The organism is Nocardioides sp. JCM 18998 (assembly GCF_055391535.1).
The window spans coordinates 1442722-1462513 of record NZ_AP043886.1 but is presented as its reverse complement, the minus strand read 5'-3'; the positions used below and the strand labels follow the sequence as shown (position 1 = coordinate 1462513).

At 64.7% G+C, this 19792-nt stretch carries 13 protein-coding genes and 3 tRNA genes; 9 read left to right on the top strand and 7 right to left on the bottom strand.

Annotated elements, in window-relative coordinates; translation table 11 throughout:
* Positions 1-163: 163 nt before the first annotated feature.
* The 8 genes from gyrB (at position 164) to ACZ5L9_RS06920 (ending at position 8484) form a co-directional block, all read left to right on the top strand.
* Entirely contained in the window at positions 164-2263 is a 2100-nt protein-coding gene (gene gyrB, locus ACZ5L9_RS06955) for a DNA topoisomerase (ATP-hydrolyzing) subunit B (RefSeq protein ID WP_464535485.1), read from the top strand.
* Positions 2263-4905 (top strand): DNA gyrase subunit A, encoded by a 2643-nt coding sequence (gene gyrA, locus ACZ5L9_RS06950; protein ID WP_464535483.1) that lies wholly within the window; start codon positions 2263-2265, stop codon positions 4903-4905. Before gyrB ends, gyrA begins: the two co-directional genes overlap by 1 nt.
* Positions 4905-5426, top strand: a complete 522-nt coding sequence (locus ACZ5L9_RS06945) for a DUF3566 domain-containing protein (protein WP_464535481.1) — start codon at positions 4905-4907, stop codon at positions 5424-5426. The genes gyrA and ACZ5L9_RS06945 overlap by 1 nt, the downstream gene beginning before the upstream one ends.
* 88 nt (positions 5427-5514) lie before the next feature.
* Positions 5515-5588, top strand: a tRNA-Ile gene (locus ACZ5L9_RS06940).
* 52 nt (positions 5589-5640) lie between these two features.
* Positions 5641-5769, top strand: a complete 129-nt coding sequence (locus ACZ5L9_RS06935; RefSeq protein ID WP_464535479.1) for a DLW-39 family protein — start codon at positions 5641-5643, stop codon at positions 5767-5769.
* A 7-nt stretch (positions 5770-5776) separates the two neighbouring features.
* Positions 5777-5849 (top strand) — tRNA-Ala (locus tag ACZ5L9_RS06930).
* Between the two features lie 188 nt (positions 5850-6037).
* Positions 6038-7312: a DNA cytosine methyltransferase gene (locus ACZ5L9_RS06925; protein WP_464535477.1), complete on the top strand. Its 1275-nt coding sequence runs from the start codon at positions 6038-6040 to the stop codon at positions 7310-7312.
* A complete protein-coding gene (locus tag ACZ5L9_RS06920) occupies positions 7309-8484 on the top strand; it encodes a DNA cytosine methyltransferase (RefSeq protein WP_464535475.1) in 1176 nt (391 codons plus the stop codon). Before ACZ5L9_RS06925 ends, ACZ5L9_RS06920 begins: the two co-directional genes overlap by 4 nt.
* Here ACZ5L9_RS06920 and ACZ5L9_RS06915 read toward each other — a convergent pair.
* From ACZ5L9_RS06915 to ACZ5L9_RS06885, 7 genes are all read right to left on the bottom strand, one after another.
* Complete coding sequence (locus tag ACZ5L9_RS06915) at positions 8465-9364, bottom strand: hypothetical protein (protein WP_464535471.1); 900 nt, start codon at positions 9362-9364, stop codon at positions 8465-8467. The genes ACZ5L9_RS06920 and ACZ5L9_RS06915 overlap by 20 nt on opposite strands.
* Positions 9365-9687: 323 nt before the next feature.
* Positions 9688-11112, bottom strand: a complete 1425-nt coding sequence (locus tag ACZ5L9_RS06910) for an AAA family ATPase (RefSeq protein ID WP_464535467.1) — start codon at positions 11110-11112, stop codon at positions 9688-9690.
* A gap of 186 nt (positions 11113-11298) precedes the next feature.
* Entirely contained in the window at positions 11299-11733 is a 435-nt protein-coding gene (locus tag ACZ5L9_RS06905; RefSeq protein ID WP_464535465.1) for a very short patch repair endonuclease, read from the bottom strand.
* 238 nt (positions 11734-11971) lie between these two features.
* Positions 11972-13152 (bottom strand): IS3 family transposase gene (locus ACZ5L9_RS06900; protein WP_464535463.1). Its coding sequence is split into 2 segments (ribosomal slippage): positions 11972-12865 and positions 12868-13152, totalling 1179 coding nucleotides; the frame shifts between segments, so codons are not numbered across the junction.
* 109 nt (positions 13153-13261) lie between these two features.
* Entirely contained in the window at positions 13262-14725 is a 1464-nt protein-coding gene (locus tag ACZ5L9_RS06895; protein WP_464535461.1) for a phospholipase D-like domain-containing protein, read from the bottom strand.
* Entirely contained in the window at positions 14725-18225 is a 3501-nt protein-coding gene (locus ACZ5L9_RS06890) for an AAA domain-containing protein (protein ID WP_464535459.1), read from the bottom strand. The genes ACZ5L9_RS06895 and ACZ5L9_RS06890 overlap by 1 nt, the downstream gene beginning before the upstream one ends.
* A 103-nt stretch (positions 18226-18328) precedes the next feature.
* On the bottom strand, positions 18329-19528 hold the full coding sequence (locus ACZ5L9_RS06885; RefSeq protein WP_464535457.1) for a tyrosine-type recombinase/integrase: 1200 nt from the start codon (positions 19526-19528) through the stop codon (positions 18329-18331).
* A gap of 125 nt (positions 19529-19653) precedes the next feature.
* Between ACZ5L9_RS06885 and ACZ5L9_RS06880 the strand changes: the two genes are divergently transcribed.
* Positions 19654-19726, top strand: a tRNA-Ala gene (locus ACZ5L9_RS06880).
* Positions 19727-19792 lie beyond the last annotated feature (66 nt).

The window sequence follows — 19792 nt, the reverse complement described above, 5'->3', positions numbered from 1 at the left end:
GATGCCCCAATAGGGCCGCGAAAGTGCCAAGAAACGGCGTACAGAGGCATTTTTCGCGTCACTTCGGCGGTTCTCTGCTGCTCGACCGTTTCGTAGAGGGCCCTGGCGGGTAGACTGACGACTTGGGTCGACCACCGACAAAGGTGCTGGGTCGACCCGTTGCATGCCCCGCACTCCATCACCAGAGGTGAACGTGTCCCAAGATGCCCCCACCCCGCCCAACGGCGTCGAGTACGACGCGTCGGCGATCCAGGTCCTCGAGGGCCTGGAGGCGGTCCGCAAGCGGCCGGGTATGTACATCGGATCCACCGGTGAACGCGGTCTGCACCACCTGATCTGGGAGATCGTCGACAACTCCGTCGACGAGGCGCTCGCGGGCTACTGCGACACCATCAAGGTCACCCTCAACGCCGACAACTCGGTCAGCGTCTCCGACAACGGGCGAGGCATCCCGACCGACACCGCGCCCGGTCAGGAGCTGCCGGCAGCCACGCTGGCCCTGACCGTGCTGCACGCGGGCGGCAAGTTCGGCGGCGGCGGCTACAAGGTCTCCGGCGGTCTGCACGGCGTGGGCTCCAGCGTGGTGAACGCGCTGTCGACGCACCTCAAGCTGGAGATCAAGAACCGCGGCTTCCTGTGGGAGCAGGAGTTCAGCCTCGGCGTCCCGGACTACCCGCTGCGGCAGGTCCGCCCGCTCGAGGACGGCGAGCAGACCGGCACCACGGTCACCTGGTCGGCCTCCTCCGACATCTTCGAGACGACCGACTACAGCCTCGAGACGATCTCGACGCGCTTCCGCGAGCGCGCCTTCCTCAACAAGGGCCTGCGCATCGAGCTGCGAGACAACCGGCCGCAGGCCGAGGAGATCGCGGCCGCCGTCGACGCGGACCTCGACGTCGACCTCGACGCGACCACCCCGGCCGAGGACGTGATCCACGCCAGCGGCACCGGCCTGGAGCAGGTCTTCTACTACGAGCGCGGGCTGGTCGACTACGTCGATCACCTCAACAAGCGCCGTACGCCGCTCTCCCCGATCATCTCCTTCGAGGCCGAGACCGGTCCGGAGGCCAACAACGCGATGAGCCTCGAGCTCGCGATGCAGTGGCAGGCCTCCTCCTACAACGAGTCGGTCCACACCTTCGCCAACCTGATCAACACCCCCGAGGGCGGCACGCACGAGGAGGGCTTCCGAGCCGCGCTGACCAGCCTGATCAACCGCTGGGGCGAGGAGTGGGGCCTGATCAAGAAGAAGGAGGACAGGCTCACCGGTGACGACATCCGTGAGGGCCTGACCGCCATCATCAGCCTCAAGATCAGCGAGCCTCAGTTCGAGGGCCAGACCAAGGCCAAGCTCGGCAACACCGAGGCCAAGGGCTTCACCCAGTCGGTCGTCAACGACCAGCTCGGTGCCTGGCTCGAGCAGAACCCGAACGAGGGCAAGGAGATCATCCGCAAGGCGATGGCCGCGGCCACGGCCCGGATCGCGGCGCGCAAGGCCCGCGACCTCGCCCGTACGCGCAAGGGCGTGCTCGGCGGCGGTGGGCTGCCCGGCAAGCTGCGGGACTGCTCCTCGCGCAACCCGGAGGAGTGCGAGGTCTTCATCGTCGAGGGTGACTCCGCCGGCGGCTCGGCCGTGATGGGCCGGGAGAACCGCATCCAGGCGATCCTCCCGATCCGCGGAAAGATCCTCAACGTCGAGAAGGCGCGCATCGACAAGGTCCTGGCCAACCAGGAGGTGCAGGCGATCATCTCGGCGCTCGGCACCGGCGTGCACGACGAGTTCGACATCGCCAAGCTGCGCTACCACAAGATCGTGCTGATGGCCGACGCCGATGTCGACGGCCACCACATCAACACGCTGCTGCTGACGCTGCTGTTCCGCTTCATGAAGCCGCTGATCGAGGCGGGCCACGTCTACCTCGCGCAGCCGCCGCTGTACCGGATCAAGTGGAACAAGCCGCACGAGCACGACTACGTCTTCTCCGACGCCGAGCGCGACGCGGTGATGGCCGACGGTCTCGCCCAGGGCAAGAAGCTCCCGCGCGAGGCGCCCATCCAGCGCTACAAGGGTCTCGGCGAGATGAACGCCGACGAGCTGTGGGAGACCACCCTCGACCCCGACCAGCGGGTGCTCCTGCAGGTCACCCTCGAGGACGCCGCCCAGGCCGACGAGATCTTCTCCATCCTGATGGGCGAGGACGTCGACCTCCGCCGATCGTTCATCCAGCGCAACGCCAAGGACGTTAGGTTCCTCGATATCTGATGACTGAGACTCCTACTCCCGCCGCGGGCGGTCGCATCCAGCCGATCGAGCTGCAGGCGTCGATGCAGCAGTCGTACATCGACTACGCGATGGCGGTCATCGTCGGTCGTGCGCTGCCCGACGTGCGTGACGGCCTCAAGCCGGTGCACCGCCGCGTCCTCTACGCGATGTACGACGGCGGCTACCGCCCCGACCGCGGCTTCAACAAGTGCGCCCGCGTCGTCGGCGACGTGATGGGTAACTACCACCCGCACGGCGACTCGGCGATCTACGACACCCTCGTCCGCCTCGCCCAGCCGTGGGTGATGCGCAACCCCCTGGTCGCCGGCCAGGGCAACTTCGGCTCGCCGGGCAACGACCCCGCGGCCGCCATGCGTTACACCGAGTGCCGGATGGCGCCGCTGGCCATGGAGATGGTGCGCGACATCGACGAGGACACCGTCGACATGGTGCCCAACTACGACGGCAAGACGCAGGAGCCGACGATCCTGCCGGCGCGCTTCCCCAACCTGCTGGTCAACGGCTCCGCGGGCATCGCGGTCGGCATGGCGACCAACATCCCGCCGCACAACCTGCGGGAGGTCGCCGACGGCGCCAAGTGGGCGCTGGAGCACCCCGACGCCACCCGCGAGGAGCTCCAGGACGCGCTCATCGAGCGGATCAAGGGCCCGGACTTCCCCAACGGCGCGCTCATCGTCGGCCGCTCGGGCATCGAGCAGGCCTACCGTACGGGCCGCGGCTCCATCACCCAGCGCGCGGTGATCGAGGTCGACGAGGACAAGTCCGGCCGCACGATGCTCGTCATCACCGAGCTGCCGTACATGGTCAACCCGGACAATCTGATCGTGAAGATCGCCGAGCTCGCCGACGGCGGTCGCGTCCAGGGCATCTCCGAGGTCCGCAACGAGACCTCGTCGCGCGTCGGGCAGCGCATCGTCATCGTGCTGAAGAGGGACGCCGTCGCACGCGTCGTCCTGAACAACCTGCTCAAGCACACCGAGCTGCAGACCAACTTCAGCGCCAACATGCTGGCCCTGGTCGACTCGGTGCCGCGCACGCTCTCGATCGACCAGTTCATCAGCAACTGGGTGACGCACCAGATCGACGTCATCCGGCGCCGGACGGAGTTCCGACTGCGCAAGGCCGAGGAGCGGGCCCACATCTTCCGCGGCCTGGTCAAGGCGCTCGACGCCCTCGATGAGGTCATCGCGCTCATCCGCCGCTCCCCCGAGGTCGACGACGCCCGCCAGGGCCTCATCGCGCTCCTGGAGATCGACGAGATCCAGGCCAACGCGATCCTCGACATGCAGCTGCGTCGACTGGCCGCCCTCGAGCGTCAGAAGATCATCGACCAGCTCGCCGAGATCGAGCTCGAGATCGCCGACTACCTCGACATCCTCGCGCGTCCCGAGCGCCAGCGCTCGATCGTGATCGAGGAGCTCGAGGGCATCGTCGAGAAGTACGGCGACGAGCGCCGCTCGCAGATCATCGCGGCCGAGGGCGACCTCTCCATGGAGGACCTCATCCCCGATGAGGACCTGGTCGTCTCGATCACCCGCGGTGGCTACGCCAAGCGCACCCGCTCGGACCAGTACCGGACGCAGAAGCGCGGCGGCAAGGGCGTCCGCGGCGCCTCGCTGCGCGGTGACGACGTGGTCGAGCACTTCATCTCGACGACCAACCACCACTGGCTGCTCTTCTTCACCACCGCCGGCCGGGTCTACCGGACCAAGGCGTACAACCTGCCCGAGGCGTCCCGCGACGCCAAGGGTGGTCACGTCGCCGGCCTGCTGAGCTTCCAGCCGGACGAGAACATCGCCCAGGTGCTCGCGATCCGCGACTACGACCAGGCCCCGTACCTCGTCCTCGCGACCCGCTCCGGCCTGGTCAAGAAGACGCGGCTCGCGGACTACAACAGCCCGCGCCAGGCCGGCGTCATCGCGATCAACTTCCGCGAGGAGGACGACGAGCTGATCGGCGCCGAGCTGGTCAACGACGAGGACCACATCCTCCTGGTCAGCCGCAAGGGTCAGGCGATCCGCTTCCCGGCCGGCAACGACCAGCTGCGACCGATGGGCCGCGCCACCTCCGGCGTCACCGGCATGAAGTTCCGTGAGGGCGACTCGCTGCTCTCGATGTCGGTCATCCGCGCCGAGGACGTCGCCCACGAGGATGCCGAGGACGAGCGCGCCGAGGACGTCCAGTACGTCTTCACGATCACCGACGGCGGCTTCGCCAAGCGCACCCGGATCTCCGAGTACCGACTGCAGTCCCGCAGCGGCCTGGGGATCAAGGCGATGGCCCTGGCCAACGAGGACCGCGGTGGGCTGGTCGGTGCCTTCATCGTCAGGGACGGCGACGAGGTGCTGTCGATCACCACGGCCGGACAGGTCGTCCGTTCGCCCATCAACGCCGACTTCCGGCCCACCGGGCGCTCGACCCAGGGCGTGAAGTTCGTCGCCCCGAAGAAGGGCGACGCGGTCGCCGTGGTCGCCCGCTCCGTGGAGGCACGCGACGAGGACGAGCTCGAGGACGAGGTGGACGGCCAGACCCCCGTCGCCGACGTCGTCGGTGAGGCTGTGGTTGAGCCGGATGCAACAATCGAGGCGAACGAGTCGCCTAACGAGGGAGCTGACGGCTGATGACGGAACGTCCCGGAACCGACACGGGTCGTGAGGACACCGCCGTACGGCCGCTGACCAAGCGCGTCCAGGAGAAGCTGGCGTCCGCGGCCGACGAGGCCCGCCGCAGCGCGACGGCCCCGACCACCGCGACGCCGAACGCGGCCCTGCGCGGTCCGCGTCGGGCACGGCTCCGGCTGACCCGGATCGACCCGTGGTCGGTGATGAAGACGGCGTTCCTGCTGTCGGTGGCGCTCGGCATCGTGATGATCGTGTCCGTCACGATCGTCTGGGGCGTCCTGTCGGCGGCCGGCGTCTGGGACTCGGTCAACCGCACCGTCCAGGACATCGTCGGCAGCGAGTCCAGCTCGTTCAACGTCAAGGATTACCTCGGCACGTCGCGGGTCCTGGGCTTCACGATGGTGGTCTCGGTCATCGACGTGGTGCTGCTGACTGCCGTCGCCACGCTGGGGGCTTTCCTCTACAACATGGCGGCGGCGCTCATCGGCGGCATCGAGGTCACCCTGGCCGAGGACAACTGACCCCGGCGATTTCTTCGTTGGGGTGAGGGACCGGTAATGTTTCACCTCGGTTCGGCCAACGGGGCTTCCACCCTGAGGCCGGCCACTCGCGCCTATAGCTCAGACGGTTAGAGCACCACACTGATAATGTGGGGGTCGGAGGTTCAAGTCCTCCTAGGCGCACGGAACGGCCCCGGACGCGATCACGCGGACCGGGGTTTTTCATGAAGGGACGATGATGAAGAAGCTGATCCTGATCGCACTGGCCGCTGCCGGCATCGTCGTCGCGAAGCGGAAGCTCGACCAGAGCAAGGCCGAGCAGGCCGCCTGGTCGTCGGTCACGGACCCGGTCCGCAGGGCCTGACCCACCCGGGGCGTTGGCGCAATTGGTAGCGCACCTGCTTTGCAAGCAGGGGGTTAGGGGTTCGAGTCCCCTACGCTCCACTAGAGAAACCCCAGGTCAGCCTGGGGTTTCTTTCATTTCCCGGTCAGGCGTGCCGTCGGTCGTCCGTGGCTATGGGGGACTGGTGGGGGACGGGTCCGCGACCGGAGCCGGTACGTGAGGCTCAAGGCCGGCAGCGAGGTTGTGCGTCAACTCGAAACTGTCACCGGTTCGATCTAGAATCACACCCATGTCATCTGTCGCGTCTCAATACCTCGACGAGGCGCCGCTTCGGGCTGAGCAGTTCTCGATCGCGGGGGAGTCCGTCCGACGCTCCCTCATCTTGCGCGGGGGCACTAGCGTCACGACAGCTGAACCGGCGCGGGGCCTTGACCGACTGCCCGTTGGCGCCGATCTCGGGGCGCTCTTCAACGACCTGTGGCTCAGGAGGAAGCGCAACATCGAGGCGGCTGGAACTCCACTTACGATTGCTGACCTGTTCAGCGGATGCGGCGGACTGTCAGTTGGCGCGCATGAGGCAGCCCGCGCCACCGGTCACAGAGCAGTTCATGTTCTTGCCGCGGACAACAACGAAGACGCGCTGGGCGTATTCGGCGACAACTTTCCGGAAGCGAAGCTGCACTCGGGTCCCATCGAAGAACTCGTCGATGGCGAACTCGGGTCCAGTTACACCCGCAACGAACGCAGGCTGGCGGAGCAGCTTGCGGGGCTCGACGTCGTGATGGGCGGCCCGCCGTGCCAGGGCCACAGCGACCTGAACAACCACACGCGGAGAGCCGACCCGCGTAACGCGCTGTATCTCCGCATGGCCCGATTTGTCGAAGTCGTACGCCCGCAACACGTCTTGATCGAGAACGTACCGGGAGTAGCGCATGACAAGACCGGAGTCGTCCGACGGACTACGGAATCGCTCCGTGCTGCGGGATACGCGGTCGAGACGGCCATTCTGACTGCTACGGACTTTGGTGCAGCTCAGTCACGCCGTCGCCACCTTCTGCTGGCGACCTTGTCGCCTGCTGGCGCCCCCACTCTCGCTCAGCTGCAGAGCGACTTCGGTAGTCCGGTCCGCACCGTCATGGACGCTATCGGTGACTTGGGCGTCCGCCCCGGGGGAGGGATCTATGACACAGCGGCGCAGCACTCGGAGCTCAACGAACGACGCATTAACTTCCTCTTCGACAACCAGTTGTGGGACCTACCGAATGAGGAGCGGCCTGACTGTCACCGCTTGAAGCCTCACAGCTACGTTTCCGTCTACGGCCGAATGCATGGCGATCGACCCGCGCCTACCATCACCTCAGGCTTCGGTAGCACTGGTCAAGGGAGATTCGTTCACCCCCTTGAGCGCCGAACGCTGACGCCTCATGAGGCAGCTCGTCTCCAAGGCTTTCCCGACTGGTTCACCTTCAGAAGCGTGGCGAAGCGTGGCGCGCTCCAGAAGATGATCGGGAACGCCGTTCCCTCGCGCCTCGCCTATGCAGCGGTAGCGGGGCTTCTGCGATGAGTGGTCTCCGCGTTGCCGGCCTGTTTGCTGGGGTTGGCGGCATCGAGAAGGGTCTGCACGACGCGGGTCACCGTGCCGAGCTGCTGTGCGAGTGGGATCCCGCTGCGCAGAGAGTTCTGCGTTCGCACTTCTCTGGTGTCGAGGTCGTCGGTGACGTCCGTGAGCTCGACTCACTCCCGTCCGTAGACCTAGTCGCAGCAGGATTTCCCTGCACTGACATCAGTCAGGCCGGCCGGAAGACCGGCATCAACGGGCAGCAGTCCGGGCTAGTCGCGGAGATCTGGCGCCTCCTCGATTCCGCTGTGTCGTGCCCTGAGTGGCTACTGCTGGAGAATGTGAGCTACTTGCTCTCCCTCGACCGCGGCAACGGGCTCAAACACCTCATCGAGTCGGTGGAGGCCCGCGGGTACCGGTGGGCATATCGCATCGTCGACGCTCGCGCATTCGGGTTGCCGCAGCGTCGTCAACGGATCGTTTTCCTGGCGAGCCGTAACCATGACCCACGCACGGTGCTATTCGCTGATGACGCAGGTCCCGAAGCTGGCTTCGATGACTCTGTCGGAGCAGTGGACCGGGACGACGCCTACGGGTTCTATTGGACCGAGGGCCTCCGCGGATTGGGATGGGCTCATCGCGCGGTGCCGACGATCAAGGGAGGGTCTGGGCTAGGGATCCCGTCGCCTCCTGCGATCTGGTACCCGAGTACTGGCGAGTTTGGCACTCCCCAGATCGAGGATGCTGAGCGCATGCAGGGCTTCCCCACGGACTGGACTGTCATGGGATCCGCGAGTTCGGCGCGTACGGGCAACGCTTCCGGGCAGCGCTGGAAGCAGGTTGGCAACGCGGTATGCGTGCCGATGAGCGCATGGGTCGGAAGGCGGCTTCTCAACCCGGGCGAAGTCCACTCGGAACGGATGGGCGAGGAGTTCAGGGGGCCACGCTGGCCCATTGCCGCATTTGGTCATGCTGGCCGCTCTTGGCGTGCCAATGTTAGTACCCAACCATTCGCGGAGCCCTTCGACATCAGGAAGTTCTTGAATCTTCCTCTGAAGCCGCTGTCGCATCGGGCGGCGAGTGGATTCCTGTCGCGCGCTGAGCGGGGAAACCTGAGGTTCGCGGATGGCTTCATCGACAGTCTTCGTGAGTATGTGGTCAGTGTGAGTCCGAGCTGACACCCAGAAGCTGCTCTAGAACCACGTCGCTGGCGCGAAGCGATCCGGGATCGGCGATGCAGATGTCACCGGTCGCCGGCTCGGCTGCGCTGGCGCTTGCGATGACAAGTGCGACCACCGTCGGAGGCCGCGCAGACGCGGACTCAAGGTCGTGTTGGTAGGCCAGGCAGTCGACGATGCCTGCACGGTCAGGAGTGTGTTCTTCGCGTGCTGAGAACTTGACTTCGATGAGGACTGCTCGGGTGCCGTCCAGGTCGTAGATAAGGAAGTCCGGACGCAGTGAGGCGGCGTCGAGGCTAGCTGCCGCGAGGGACACGGCGTAGCGGCCAGGGCCGGTGAACACTGGCGTCGACCAGTAGCTGCGCTGCCATTCCATTATGAGGACCCGACCTGCGAGCTCGATCCGTGCGAACTGGTGCACGCCCGCTGACGCGTCCCAGGGTGCGGTGATCACCGTGGCCCCGAGGTCGCGCAAGCGACTCAAGATGGTCAGTCCGGTCCAGAGTTCAAATAGCTGGTCGTCACGACCGGGGGCCAATACATTCCCAATCAATGCCTCAGCAAGACAGTCGGGCTCTCCGCCACTGAGGATGGCCTGCGCTGCGTCGCTGATCTCTGCAAGGGCGGTCACGCCTGGCATACGTTTCAGGATCGCCTCGCGGACGGCGGCATTCGGCGGATGCTGCGATGCCCCACGCAGTTTCCGGTCTGCTTGCAGCGCTTGAAGAAGGGCGGAGACTTCACGGATCTCAACAGAGATCCCGGTCTTCCCTTCCGGTGGGTAGAGCGCGAGCAACCATTGAAGGCGCAGAAGGCATGTCTTGATCAGCGCTGTAGCTGGCGTATCCCAGGAACGGCGCGTCGGCTGGCTGACAAACATGGTCGGATCTGCTGTTGCGAGACGGCGCACGGCCGTTCGCTCCCACAGCACCGGGCCGGCAACGTAGCCCCGAGTTTCCTCAACGCGGCGGATTGCCCTGGGAGGCAGCCGTCGTAGCGCCTCGGACGCGTCACGAAGCGCGGTCCTCGTGCGCACGTGCGCGAGCAAATGAGCGGCGAGCAGGCGCTGCCGGAAACCATGCGGCAGGCTCCACAGCTCGTCTACGAGAGTCGGCAAGTGCGAATGCACAGCGGCACTGGACAGAAACCAATGGAGTTCGCGCTGCAGCTCGGTGATGGCTTCGCTGCGATTCCACCGAGAGCTCACTCGGCTGAATCGCCCGTCGGGATAGCGGAACGCGCCGCCACGAGTGCCGCTCCAACGGCCTCCGCCGCGACTCCTTGAGGCCCGAAGATCAACGCCGCGCCCTCAGAAATCGCCAGCTCATCATCGAAGGAGAGCCCTTCCTCTTGATGGATCTCAAGGCGCTGGGCAACGTATCGGGCAAGGTCGATCCAGAGTGCTGGCCCCAGTTGGATCACGCCGGCTCTCGCCATTGACTTGAGCAGGGTGTCCGATGAGCTGCTACCGGTGGGAAATTTCGCTAGGAGATCCGCGAGCCGCTCCGGCGGCAAGGGGGGAACGTTGACAACAGCGAACCGCCGCTTGAGTGCTTGCGACACATCAAACAAAAGATCGAGGTCAGAGTCGTTCATAGTGGCGAGCAGGCGCCAAGAACGGTTGACGACGACGCATTCCATGTCCGCTGGTAGGGAGACGCCTTCAGGGACGAGCACCAGCCGCCTGAAGTCCCCGTCAACCTCGACCTCATGCGGAAGGACCACTTCAGAGCCGGACAACAGGGTGAAGAGCTGACCGATCGCCTTGTCGATGTCCGCCCGATTGAACTCGTCGACGATCGCCCACCTACCGGTCTTGATTGCCTCCACAATCAGTCCAGGTTGGAACTCCAGCGCGCTGGACCGTGTCATGCGGTATGCGCCGACCGTGTCGACGGACGTCCAGTCGGACGTTGCCGTTGTCATGACGACGCCGCGACTGACTCCATGCTTGTACGCGGCGTCAGCAAGCGCAGCGGCGAGACTGGTCTTGCCCGTCCCGGGCGGTCCGGTCAGCAGCAGGTGCTTGCCCGCACGAAGAGCGGCTAGGCAGGAGATGACAACCGCCTGCGGAACCTCGAGCCCGGCCTCGTTGCAGGCTTCCTCCAATGCGCTGAGCTGCATGAGGTCCACAGGTTGAACCGACGCGTCAGCCTCGACGGGTGGTGTCAGATCCCCGCTCAGCTCAGCAGCAACGGCGTCTACGACCTGGACATGTGCTTGGGCCATCGGAAACAGCTCCTTGAGCTGGTTCTCGAGCACATCGCCCTCGCGGACGGCGTACGCAGCAGGGTCGAAGACGCCATCGGGCCCACGCATGATCAGGAGGATTGCGTCGAAGTTCTTCTCAACCTGAGCGCGGATGTGCTTTGACGCGAGTGCCAACTCGTCGGTGCCCAGCACGAAGACGCCGAGCCGAAAGTGAGTGTACTGCGCCTTTCCTTGGTTCAGGCGGATCGGGATGTTCGATGCGCGGCTGCTTGCGCCCGACGTGTAGACACTGTCCGGGTCGAGACGGAGAGCGGTGGCGAGATGGTCCCGAAGTGGATCGAACTTCGTCGTGCTTGTGCTGGCCAGGTCGAAACCAACCGGGAGGAGTTGATGTATCTCCTCGGTCACTGACGGCATTTCGTTCCTCTCGCGGGTGTCAGCGCCACGCTAATGGCATACCTGATGGGTCGGCTCGCGATCGCGAAAGTTAAGGAGCCTACGGCGAGATCTATCGCAGTGACCTGAGAACGGCGGCTTGGCTGGGGTGTCGGGCGCATCGTGGATCTGATTTCGCACGACGACAAGTCGCCTCAGCCGACCTGCTCAAGATCGACTGGTTGGAGAGTTGCGAAGCACCGCTCTGATCGCCGCCGCGACCTGCGTCGGATCCTCATGCTCCCAGAACCGCATCACCACCCAGCCAACTGCTTCAAGTCGACTCGTGGTGTCGGCGTCTCGTGCGACGTTCTGGGCGAGCTTCTCGGACCAATAGCTTGCGTTGGCGCGGGCAGTCGTGCCGTGCTCCGGGCAGGAGTGCCAGTAGCAGCCGTCGATGAAGACGGCGATGCGCTGCTTGGTGAAGACGATGTCGGCTGTTCGTCTCAGGGAGCGCTCTGGCCGATGGCCAACGCGGTACCTCAGGCCCGCGGCATGGAGCAGGCGGCGTACGGCTAACTCCGGAGCGGTGTCGCGAGACCTGTTGCCCTGCATGACCTTGCGAGCCTCCGGGCTGCTCGCCCAACTCTCGTACGCGGCCATGGCTCCATAGTGCCGGGCGTAGGGAACCCCGCCCTAGTCCAAGGCGTCTGCAATCGGGACGACGTAGACCTCATTGCCTCGGGACTGGAGGTCGTCTACAGTCCGAACGAGGGTGACCTGGCTGAAGCTATAGAGCTTGGTTGCGTCGAAAGGTTGCCGGCCAGGACGTGCGACTCCGAAAACGACCGATCGCGGCTTGTCGGGGACCGGGGCTGCTGCACCGATCTGTGACAGTCGGTTACGCGGCCTGATCGACCAGCATCGTCATGATGGCTTCGTACTCGATGGGGGTCCATCGACCGAGTCGGGCTTGGCGTCGGCGGCGGTGGTAGGTCCGCTCGATCCAGGTCACGATCGCGATGCGGAGGTCCTCGCGGTCGGTCCACTTGCGCCGGTCCAAGACGTTGCGTTGCAGGAGGCTGAAGAAGCTCTCCATCGCGGCATTGTCACCGGCTGAACCGACCTGGCCCATCGAACCGACCATCTGGTGACGCCACAGCGCTTGCTGAAGCTTCCTGCTCCTGAATTGTCCGCCCCTGTCCGAATGCAGCGTGCAGCCGGCCACGGTGCCGCCACGGCGGGCGACGGCAGATTCGAGGGCGTCGACCGCAAGCTGTGAGGTCATCCGGGAGTCGATGGAGTAGCCGACGATCCGGTTGGACCACACATCCTTGACCGCGCAGATGTAGAGCTTCCCGACCGCGGTCGGATGTTCTGAGATGTCGGTGAGCCAGAGCTTGTTCGGGCCGGCCGCGGTGAACTGCCTGCGGACCAGATCGTCGTGCGCGGGCGCGCCGGGCAGGCCCTTCTTCCCGCGGCGCTTCTTGCCGAACACGCACCACCACTCGTTGGCCGAGCAGATCTTCCACACCGTCCGCTCGGACACGAGGTGCCCAGCATCGGTGACCTCGTCGAAGAGCAGCCGGTAGCCGAACTCGGGGTCCTCGCGGTGAGCGTCGAAGATCGCGTTGGCCAGGTAGGCCTGCTCGTACTCGCTGTCGGTGACCGGTTGGGCGAGCCAGGCGTAGTAGTGCTGGCGGTGGAGCTTGAGCACCCGGCACGCCACCGCGACCGGCACCCGGATCGGGGCACCGGTCGCGGCGAGCTCTCTCACGAGCGGGTAGAGCCTTTTCCCGGTAGCTGGGCCTGCGACAGGTAGGCCGCAGCCCGACGCAGCACCTCGTTCTCCTGCTCCAGGAGCCGATTGCGACGCTTCAGCTCGCGGATCTCACGGGCCTCATCGGTGGCGACGCCGGGCTTCACGCCGTCCTCGACATCAGCGGCACGCAGCCACTTCGACAAGGTCATCTCGTGGACCCCGAAGTCGGTGGCGATCTGCGCGAGCGTCACACCAGGACCACGGTTCCGGGCGACCCGGACGACGTCCTCACGGAACTCGCGGGGATAGGGCTTGGGCACCGCAACATCCTTCCAGCCTGACACTCGTCAAGCGATCTCAGATGTCACAGATCCGTTCATCAGCCCCGGGTTCTGGGCGCGCCATCTAGAGGTTTGAGCCAGGAACTGTTCACATTCCGCGCGCGCGGCCGAAATAGTCGTCGTAGATCCGATCAATCTCCGATTTGACCGTCACCAACGTCCCGCGCTCATCACGGAACGGCAGATTCGGATCGCCCTTGTATGACAGCCAGTTGAAGCTCGTGACGATCACGAAGCGATCATCGACAACGAGGATCTTTGCGTGCGTGTCGCCCAGCCGTTTGAAGGTTAAGTTCGGGTACGCAGCAGCCAACTGTTCGAGTGCGTCCTCGGCCTTCCTGTCCCACTCGGGTGCGTTGGCGCCGTCGTCGATACCGTGGGCGATGCAAACGTGAACGCCGTCCTTGAGCAACTGTTCGAGGCGCGCACGAAAGCCTCGATCCACCACCTTGGCTCGGATCCACGGGGACACGATCAGGATCCGGTCGCGGGCCTGCTCGAGCGCGTCACGTAGGTACCCGGGGTGCTCGTGCACTTCAAGGATTCGAACAGGAAGAAGGTCCAGGACAGTCTCAGCCTCTTCCAACTGGGTGGCGACGTCCTCGGCCTCCGTGAGGTCAGAAGACTTGCGGTCTCCATCGGCGCTGGTTTCCGACACGATTCGCGCGTGGCGCTCTCGCAGGACTGAAGTGATCCGTCGGAGATTGGAGATTTCCTCGGGATTCGGAAGGTCGGAAAGCAACTGGCTGCTGACCTCACGCTGCGTTGCGGGGAGACCAGATTCGTGAAGGGTGGTAAGTAGGCCAAGCTTTCGACGTCCCTCAGCGGCGGCGAACGCTTGGTCATGAGCGGGGCTTGGACGACCATCGACGAGGAACGCCACCGTGGCATCGCCTGGCTGGCCCACGGGTTGAAACACCATCGCGAGCGCCCGGACAAAGAACTTCTCGCGCTTGTCCGCTAGGCCCAGGACCGCCAGAAGTTCACTGTTCGACTGAGTCAACACATCTCGCATCGTGCCGGCGACGGCCGCGGTTTCGTCTGGACCAACTTCTGGAGGGTCAGGCGGGAAGGCTGGAATCTCTAGGAGCCCCGCCTTCTGCAGATCGCGGGGCCGCCAGCGGTCGGACTGTTCAACAATCGCAAACGTTCGCGACAGACCGTCGAAGGCCAGCTCAAGGGTGCGCTCCTCCGGCACCAGTTCCACCAACTGGCTGACCGCTGCCTTTCCGCGCAGCGTGAGCGCGAATCCGAGGGATTCGTCCGCCTCGACAGGAGTCGGCGACAGGTGACCTGCCGAAACAAGCGAGCCCATTGTGCTTTCGACAACTCGGCCCGGAAGGCCGAGGAAGTCTGAGACTTCGGTGTCCGTCCGGAGGCCGGCGCTGATCGCACGTAGAACGAACTCGTCGATTGCCGGGATTGGCTTGCGACTAAGCACTCTGCAACGGAGCGGGACGTTCCAGAAGGGCAACGCGACTTCGCGGTAAGAGAGAAGAATGTAGCCAGGTCGTCGCGAGTGCCGGTCAATGATCAGTTCGATGTCGTTCATCAGTCGTCGACGCCCCTCAGGCCGCACCAGTCGGTGTGGCACTCGATATAGTCCAGGACCTCCCGTAAGGGATTCCTGACTGCCTTGCTCGCCCTAATGAATGAGGCGTCTCCAATGATGACCAAGCCGTCGCGGGCTCGTGAAAGGGCGACGTTGATGCGTGCTTCATGTTGCAGGAATCCCAACTGTCCGGTCTCGTTTGAGCGCGTGACATTGAAGATGGCCACGTCAGCTTCCTGTCCCTGGTACGCATCCACGTTCGCGACATGGACATCAAGGCTTGATAGTTCCGCCTCGTTCCGGTTGACGAAGTCGAGCAACGCGCGGCGCTGCGGGTCGTATCCGGTCAGGATCGCGACCTTCATGTGGCCGGACTTCTCGGCCACGAAGTTGAGTCGACGGAGGACTTCGCCGGTCGTGCGGACCTCGCGCTGGTTCAGATAGGAGGTACCACTAACTACCTCCCGGCAATCGTTCCTTGAGCTCGTGTCGAGCCAGGTGACTGGGGATCCGAGAGCGAGCTTGACTCTGTCGTCTACTTCGCGCTCTCCGCTGGTCAGTCGCGATCCGTAGAAGCAGTCGCTGATGAGCCCGCCGATTGCAGGGTGCATTCTGTGTTGATGCGTCAGAGAGACGACCGCAGCCGATGGCAACCCGTCGGCCAGTTCTGAGAAGAGCGTTTGCCCAATCTGCTGGGCTGTGAGGTCGAATCTGCCGAGGAACTTCGGCTCACGGAGCGATTGCTCGACGAAGGGTGGGAGCTGGTTCTGGTCACCGACCAGCACCCAGCGGCGGCTCTGGACGAGTGGTACCAGTGCCTCGGTGGCTGTCGCCTTTGACGCTTCATCAACAATGCAGAGGTCGAAGTCAACCGAGTCAGCGCCACGAACGCCCGTCAGGCCAACGCAAGTCGCACCAATCACGCTGGCGCCAGCGATGATCACTGCATTGAATTCCGAGCCCTTGCCGAAGCGTTCCGCCCACTCAGCGGCGAGCTCGCTGAGTCTGTTGTATTTGGGATCGTCGACAGTTGACGAACGCGCACCGACTTCCGCGAGGAGATCCTGAGCCTTGCTTGACGGGTTGGCTCCAAGGAGTTCGGCCAGGCGGGTTCGCGTCGCGCCTTCGCCTTCGGTCTCTGTCGCGAGTTGCCCGCTGAGTTCTTTGAGCACCTGCTCAACGGCCAGCAATTTCTCGCCAACGGAACCGCCCGACTCCAGCGACGATGCCAGGTCGACTCCGCTTTCAAGGAACAACCTGCCCGCGTCGAGCAGTTCCGAGGTCGACCCAGCGCTCATGGCCCGTTCAATGGAGGCGGCGACTTCCAGAACCCTGGAGGCGAGCTCCTGATGTTCGGCTACCTGTTCCGACAGAACCTTCCGCTCGTCACGCCTAAGCGCAAGGCGAGATCTGACATTTGCCAAGCGCGCGAGCCGCGCTTCGAGATCTGCCGCAAGCGTCTCAACTTCTGCGTTATCGACATCGAGACCGAGTTCAATTGCCAGAGCTCGTAGGAAGGCACGCCCGGCGTCCACGACTGTGTCGCGGGCCTGTTCCAGCCTGGCGGGCAGGCTGAGGTCCTCGATGCCTTCGGCCATCTGGTCCTGCCTGCCGAGCCTAACGATTGAAGCATCCGGATTGAGCTTGGCAATCCCGGCGAGCGCATGATCGACCGCAACGTGCGTCTGAGCTGTCAGCAGGATCCGGGCATCTGGGTTGCGTGATAGCTCTTGTGCCACCAGCTCGGCAATGAATGTGGTCTTGCCGGTTCCAGGCGGACCCTCGACCACAAGGGCGTCAGTAGAACCAAGCGCGGCTGAGATTGCTTCCTGCTTGGGACCGTCCAGACCCGGAGTAAAGAACGAGTCGACCCTGACGGGCGTCGGAGGAGTTGCATTGCGCGGATCGAGCAGCAGGGTCCTCAGGTGTGGGCGGACGGCCTTTCCTGAGGACAGGCGGTCGAGCGCTGCCTGTTCACGCCGAAGCTTGGACTTGCTAGCTTCGGCGTCGAAGTCCAACGCCCCACTCTTTGGCAGCTGTGACGGATCGCCCTTGGTGACGTAGAGAACGAGTTCACCGTTGTCGACTTGCTCGACCTCGCCAAAAAGGACGCGTCGCCGTCCGTTCGAGACCAGCCTGTTCTCTCCGACCTCCAGGTCCGGAAGATCGCCCACCGCGAATCGCACTCGCGCTCCTTGTCGGGTCCACCCTCGATACCTGATCGAGACCCCGCGCTCGTCCTCGACGGTGAACTTGGCTCGCAGGATCTGTCGCCATGTTGCGAACTCCGTCGACTCAACACTCGCGGCCTGCTCGGCAGCCCGCATCGCGTCGTGCTCTGACACCCGTGCACAGAAGTCGTCGAGAACTGCACGCGCGGTGGCCGGGCTGCTGGGCAATGTCGTTCGAATTCGAACGTTGGCGCGAAGCCACGTGGCGTGAGCTATGTCTAAGGTTTGGCTCGAAGCCTTCGATACCCTGACCACGCGGACGGTGGATGGGTTTTGCGGGGCAGGCTCAAGCCGAAAAACAAGCGTCTGTCCGCACGCCTGCAGGACCGGGCGCTCACCACGGATGTCGAACGAGAACGCGCAGACGGCATTCAGATCCTCAAGAAGTCCCTGCTCGATCTCCGTGATCGATACATGGAGCAACGTGGCCGCAGCCCTCAGAGTCTGCGCAGGCCAAGTGAGATGAATATCGGTCACCGGAGCGCGGCGCCGCTCGCGCGCCTCTTGGACCGTCCTCAGTTGGGCGAGTAGAACGCTCGCACTCTCCGGGCGGTCGTCGACCGATCGGGCAAGGCATGTTGCAAGAATCTCGCCGATGTCAGATGGCAGGTCGAGCGCCGAAAACCGGTGTGGGATGTCCTCTTCAGTCGGGATCTCTCCTAGAAGACACACGGTCGTCATCACTGCGAAGGAGTACAGGTCGTACGCCGCGGATGGCCCGGGAGTTCCGCGTTCAGGCGGCGCATAGGGAAGCGTTCCCAGTGGTGCCATTGTGATGCCCGCCCGCATGGCTTCCACGAGCCGTGTTGTTCCGAAGTCGGCTACTTTGAAGCGGCCATCTTTGCCGAGGAGTACGTTCTCGGGCTTCAGGTCGCGATGCACGAATCCTGCGGTGTGAATCAGTTCCAGGCCAGTCAGAACGTCGCGCGCGATTGGCCAGAAGTCATCCCAGCCTTCGGGGGGGTTCTTCGTGATCTGATCCATGAGGTCGCCTTCGAGCCATTCGAAGACGAGGTATGGAGCATCGCCCTCGGTCCGGCCCCAGTCGAGAAGCCGTGCGAGGTGGGGACTGTCGCCGAGTCGCTGGTATGTCTCCAACTCGTTCATCCACGAGGCGTTCAACACACGGCTCTCGACGTGGCTGGGCGGATCGAAGACCTTGACGGCAACGACTTCATCGATGTTCGCCGAATGCACGGCGCGGTAGAGGCGCGCGTACCCGCCGATCAGAGGCTCTCCTGAGAGCAGGTAGTCGCCAATCATCGACATGTGGCACCCTCCGAGCTGTTACTCGATCGGCCCCGTGAGCCGATCTGTTGGCCTTGGCGAGCCTATGGTTTTACTTGCATGGATGCGGCGGAATTGGCCCAAGTCAGGACCGGCTGTACTGGGCGGGAGATGTGGAGCGCCCCGCGGCCCAGGTCTCGTATGTCTCGCCGATCTTCTCGGCGAGAGCGGCGTCGCGGTCGAGGGTGGCGTGCTGGTAGATCGCCATGGCCGCCTGGGACGCGTGGCCGGCGCGGGCCTGAAGCTCGGCGGCCGTCGCGCCGTGCTGGCCGGCCAGCGTGAGGGCCGTGTGTCGAAGATGGTGGATTGTCAGATCCGGGCGGCCGGCCTTCTCCCGCGCCGGGCGGTAGCGGTCCATCAGGTAACGCACGCTCATGTGGTCGGAACGGTCGCCGGGGAAGAGCAGTCCCGACGGCCCAGGCGCGGCGTGCTCGCGCAGGTGCGTCTCCAACATCGGCAGGAAGGGCGGCGGGACGTGCACCGTCCGCACGCCCGACGCGGTCTTCGGGGCGCTGATCGCTCGGCCGCAGACCGGGCACGCACCGACGGCATCCGGGACTGCGTCCTTGTCGACCTTGCGGCTGACGCTGATCCGACCGCTCGTGGCGTCGACGTCGGAGCGGCGCAGCTCGAGGAGCTCGCCTTCGCGGAGACCGACGAACGCCGCCAGCACGATCGGCAGCTTCAGCCGCTCGGGCATCGCGTCGACGATGGTGGCGATCTCGTCCAACGTGGCCGGGACGGCGGCACGAGAGACCGGTGCCGCGGAGGCGCCTCGGATCTTCGGCGGCGCCCGGTCGATCAGCTCCTGCTCCTCGGCTGCCTGGAGGATCGAGCGAAGCAGTCGGTAGGCGGCGGCGTTGGCAGCCGCCGTGGAGGGATCGAGCGCCGAGCGCCAGGCCTTGATCTCGGCGACGGTCACCGACTTCAACGGCAGGTCGCCCAGGTGCGGGTTGATCCGTGAGGCCAGCAGCGCACGGTAGTTGTGCTCGGTGTTCGGCCGCAGCGGCCGATCAGCGAGGTAGCGCTCGGCGTACGACCGGACGGTGTTGGCGGCGGCCTCCTTCTGCCGGCGCTGCTTCGCTTCTTCCCGCACTGCGGGTGGCGACCACTCATCGCGATCGATGAGTGCCCGCTCAGAGGTGAGCCAGGCTTCGGCGGCCATCTTCGTCGAGAAGGTCCGCGAGTAGCGGGTGCCGTCGGCGATCGCGTAGCGGGCGCGATGAGTGGCGACGCCGGCAGCGCTCACGCGCCGCTCGATCTCGCCGAAGCCCCGCTTTGCCACTGCTCCTCCACCGCCCGTACGAATCAGCACACAACTTGAGCATACGTTCCCGTGGGGGGCTGGTGGGGGAATGAATGTCCACCGGAGGCCAGAAACGACCGCTCCTGAGCGTGGAACTGAGCGAAGGCGCGTTGGCGCAATTGGTAGCGCACCTGCTTTGCAAGCAGGGGGTTAGGGGTTCGAGTCCCCTACGCTCCACTCGATGAGACCCAGGTCCGCCTGGGTCTCTTCCCTTTCCTGCCGGTCGGGTCTCTCGACCGTGAC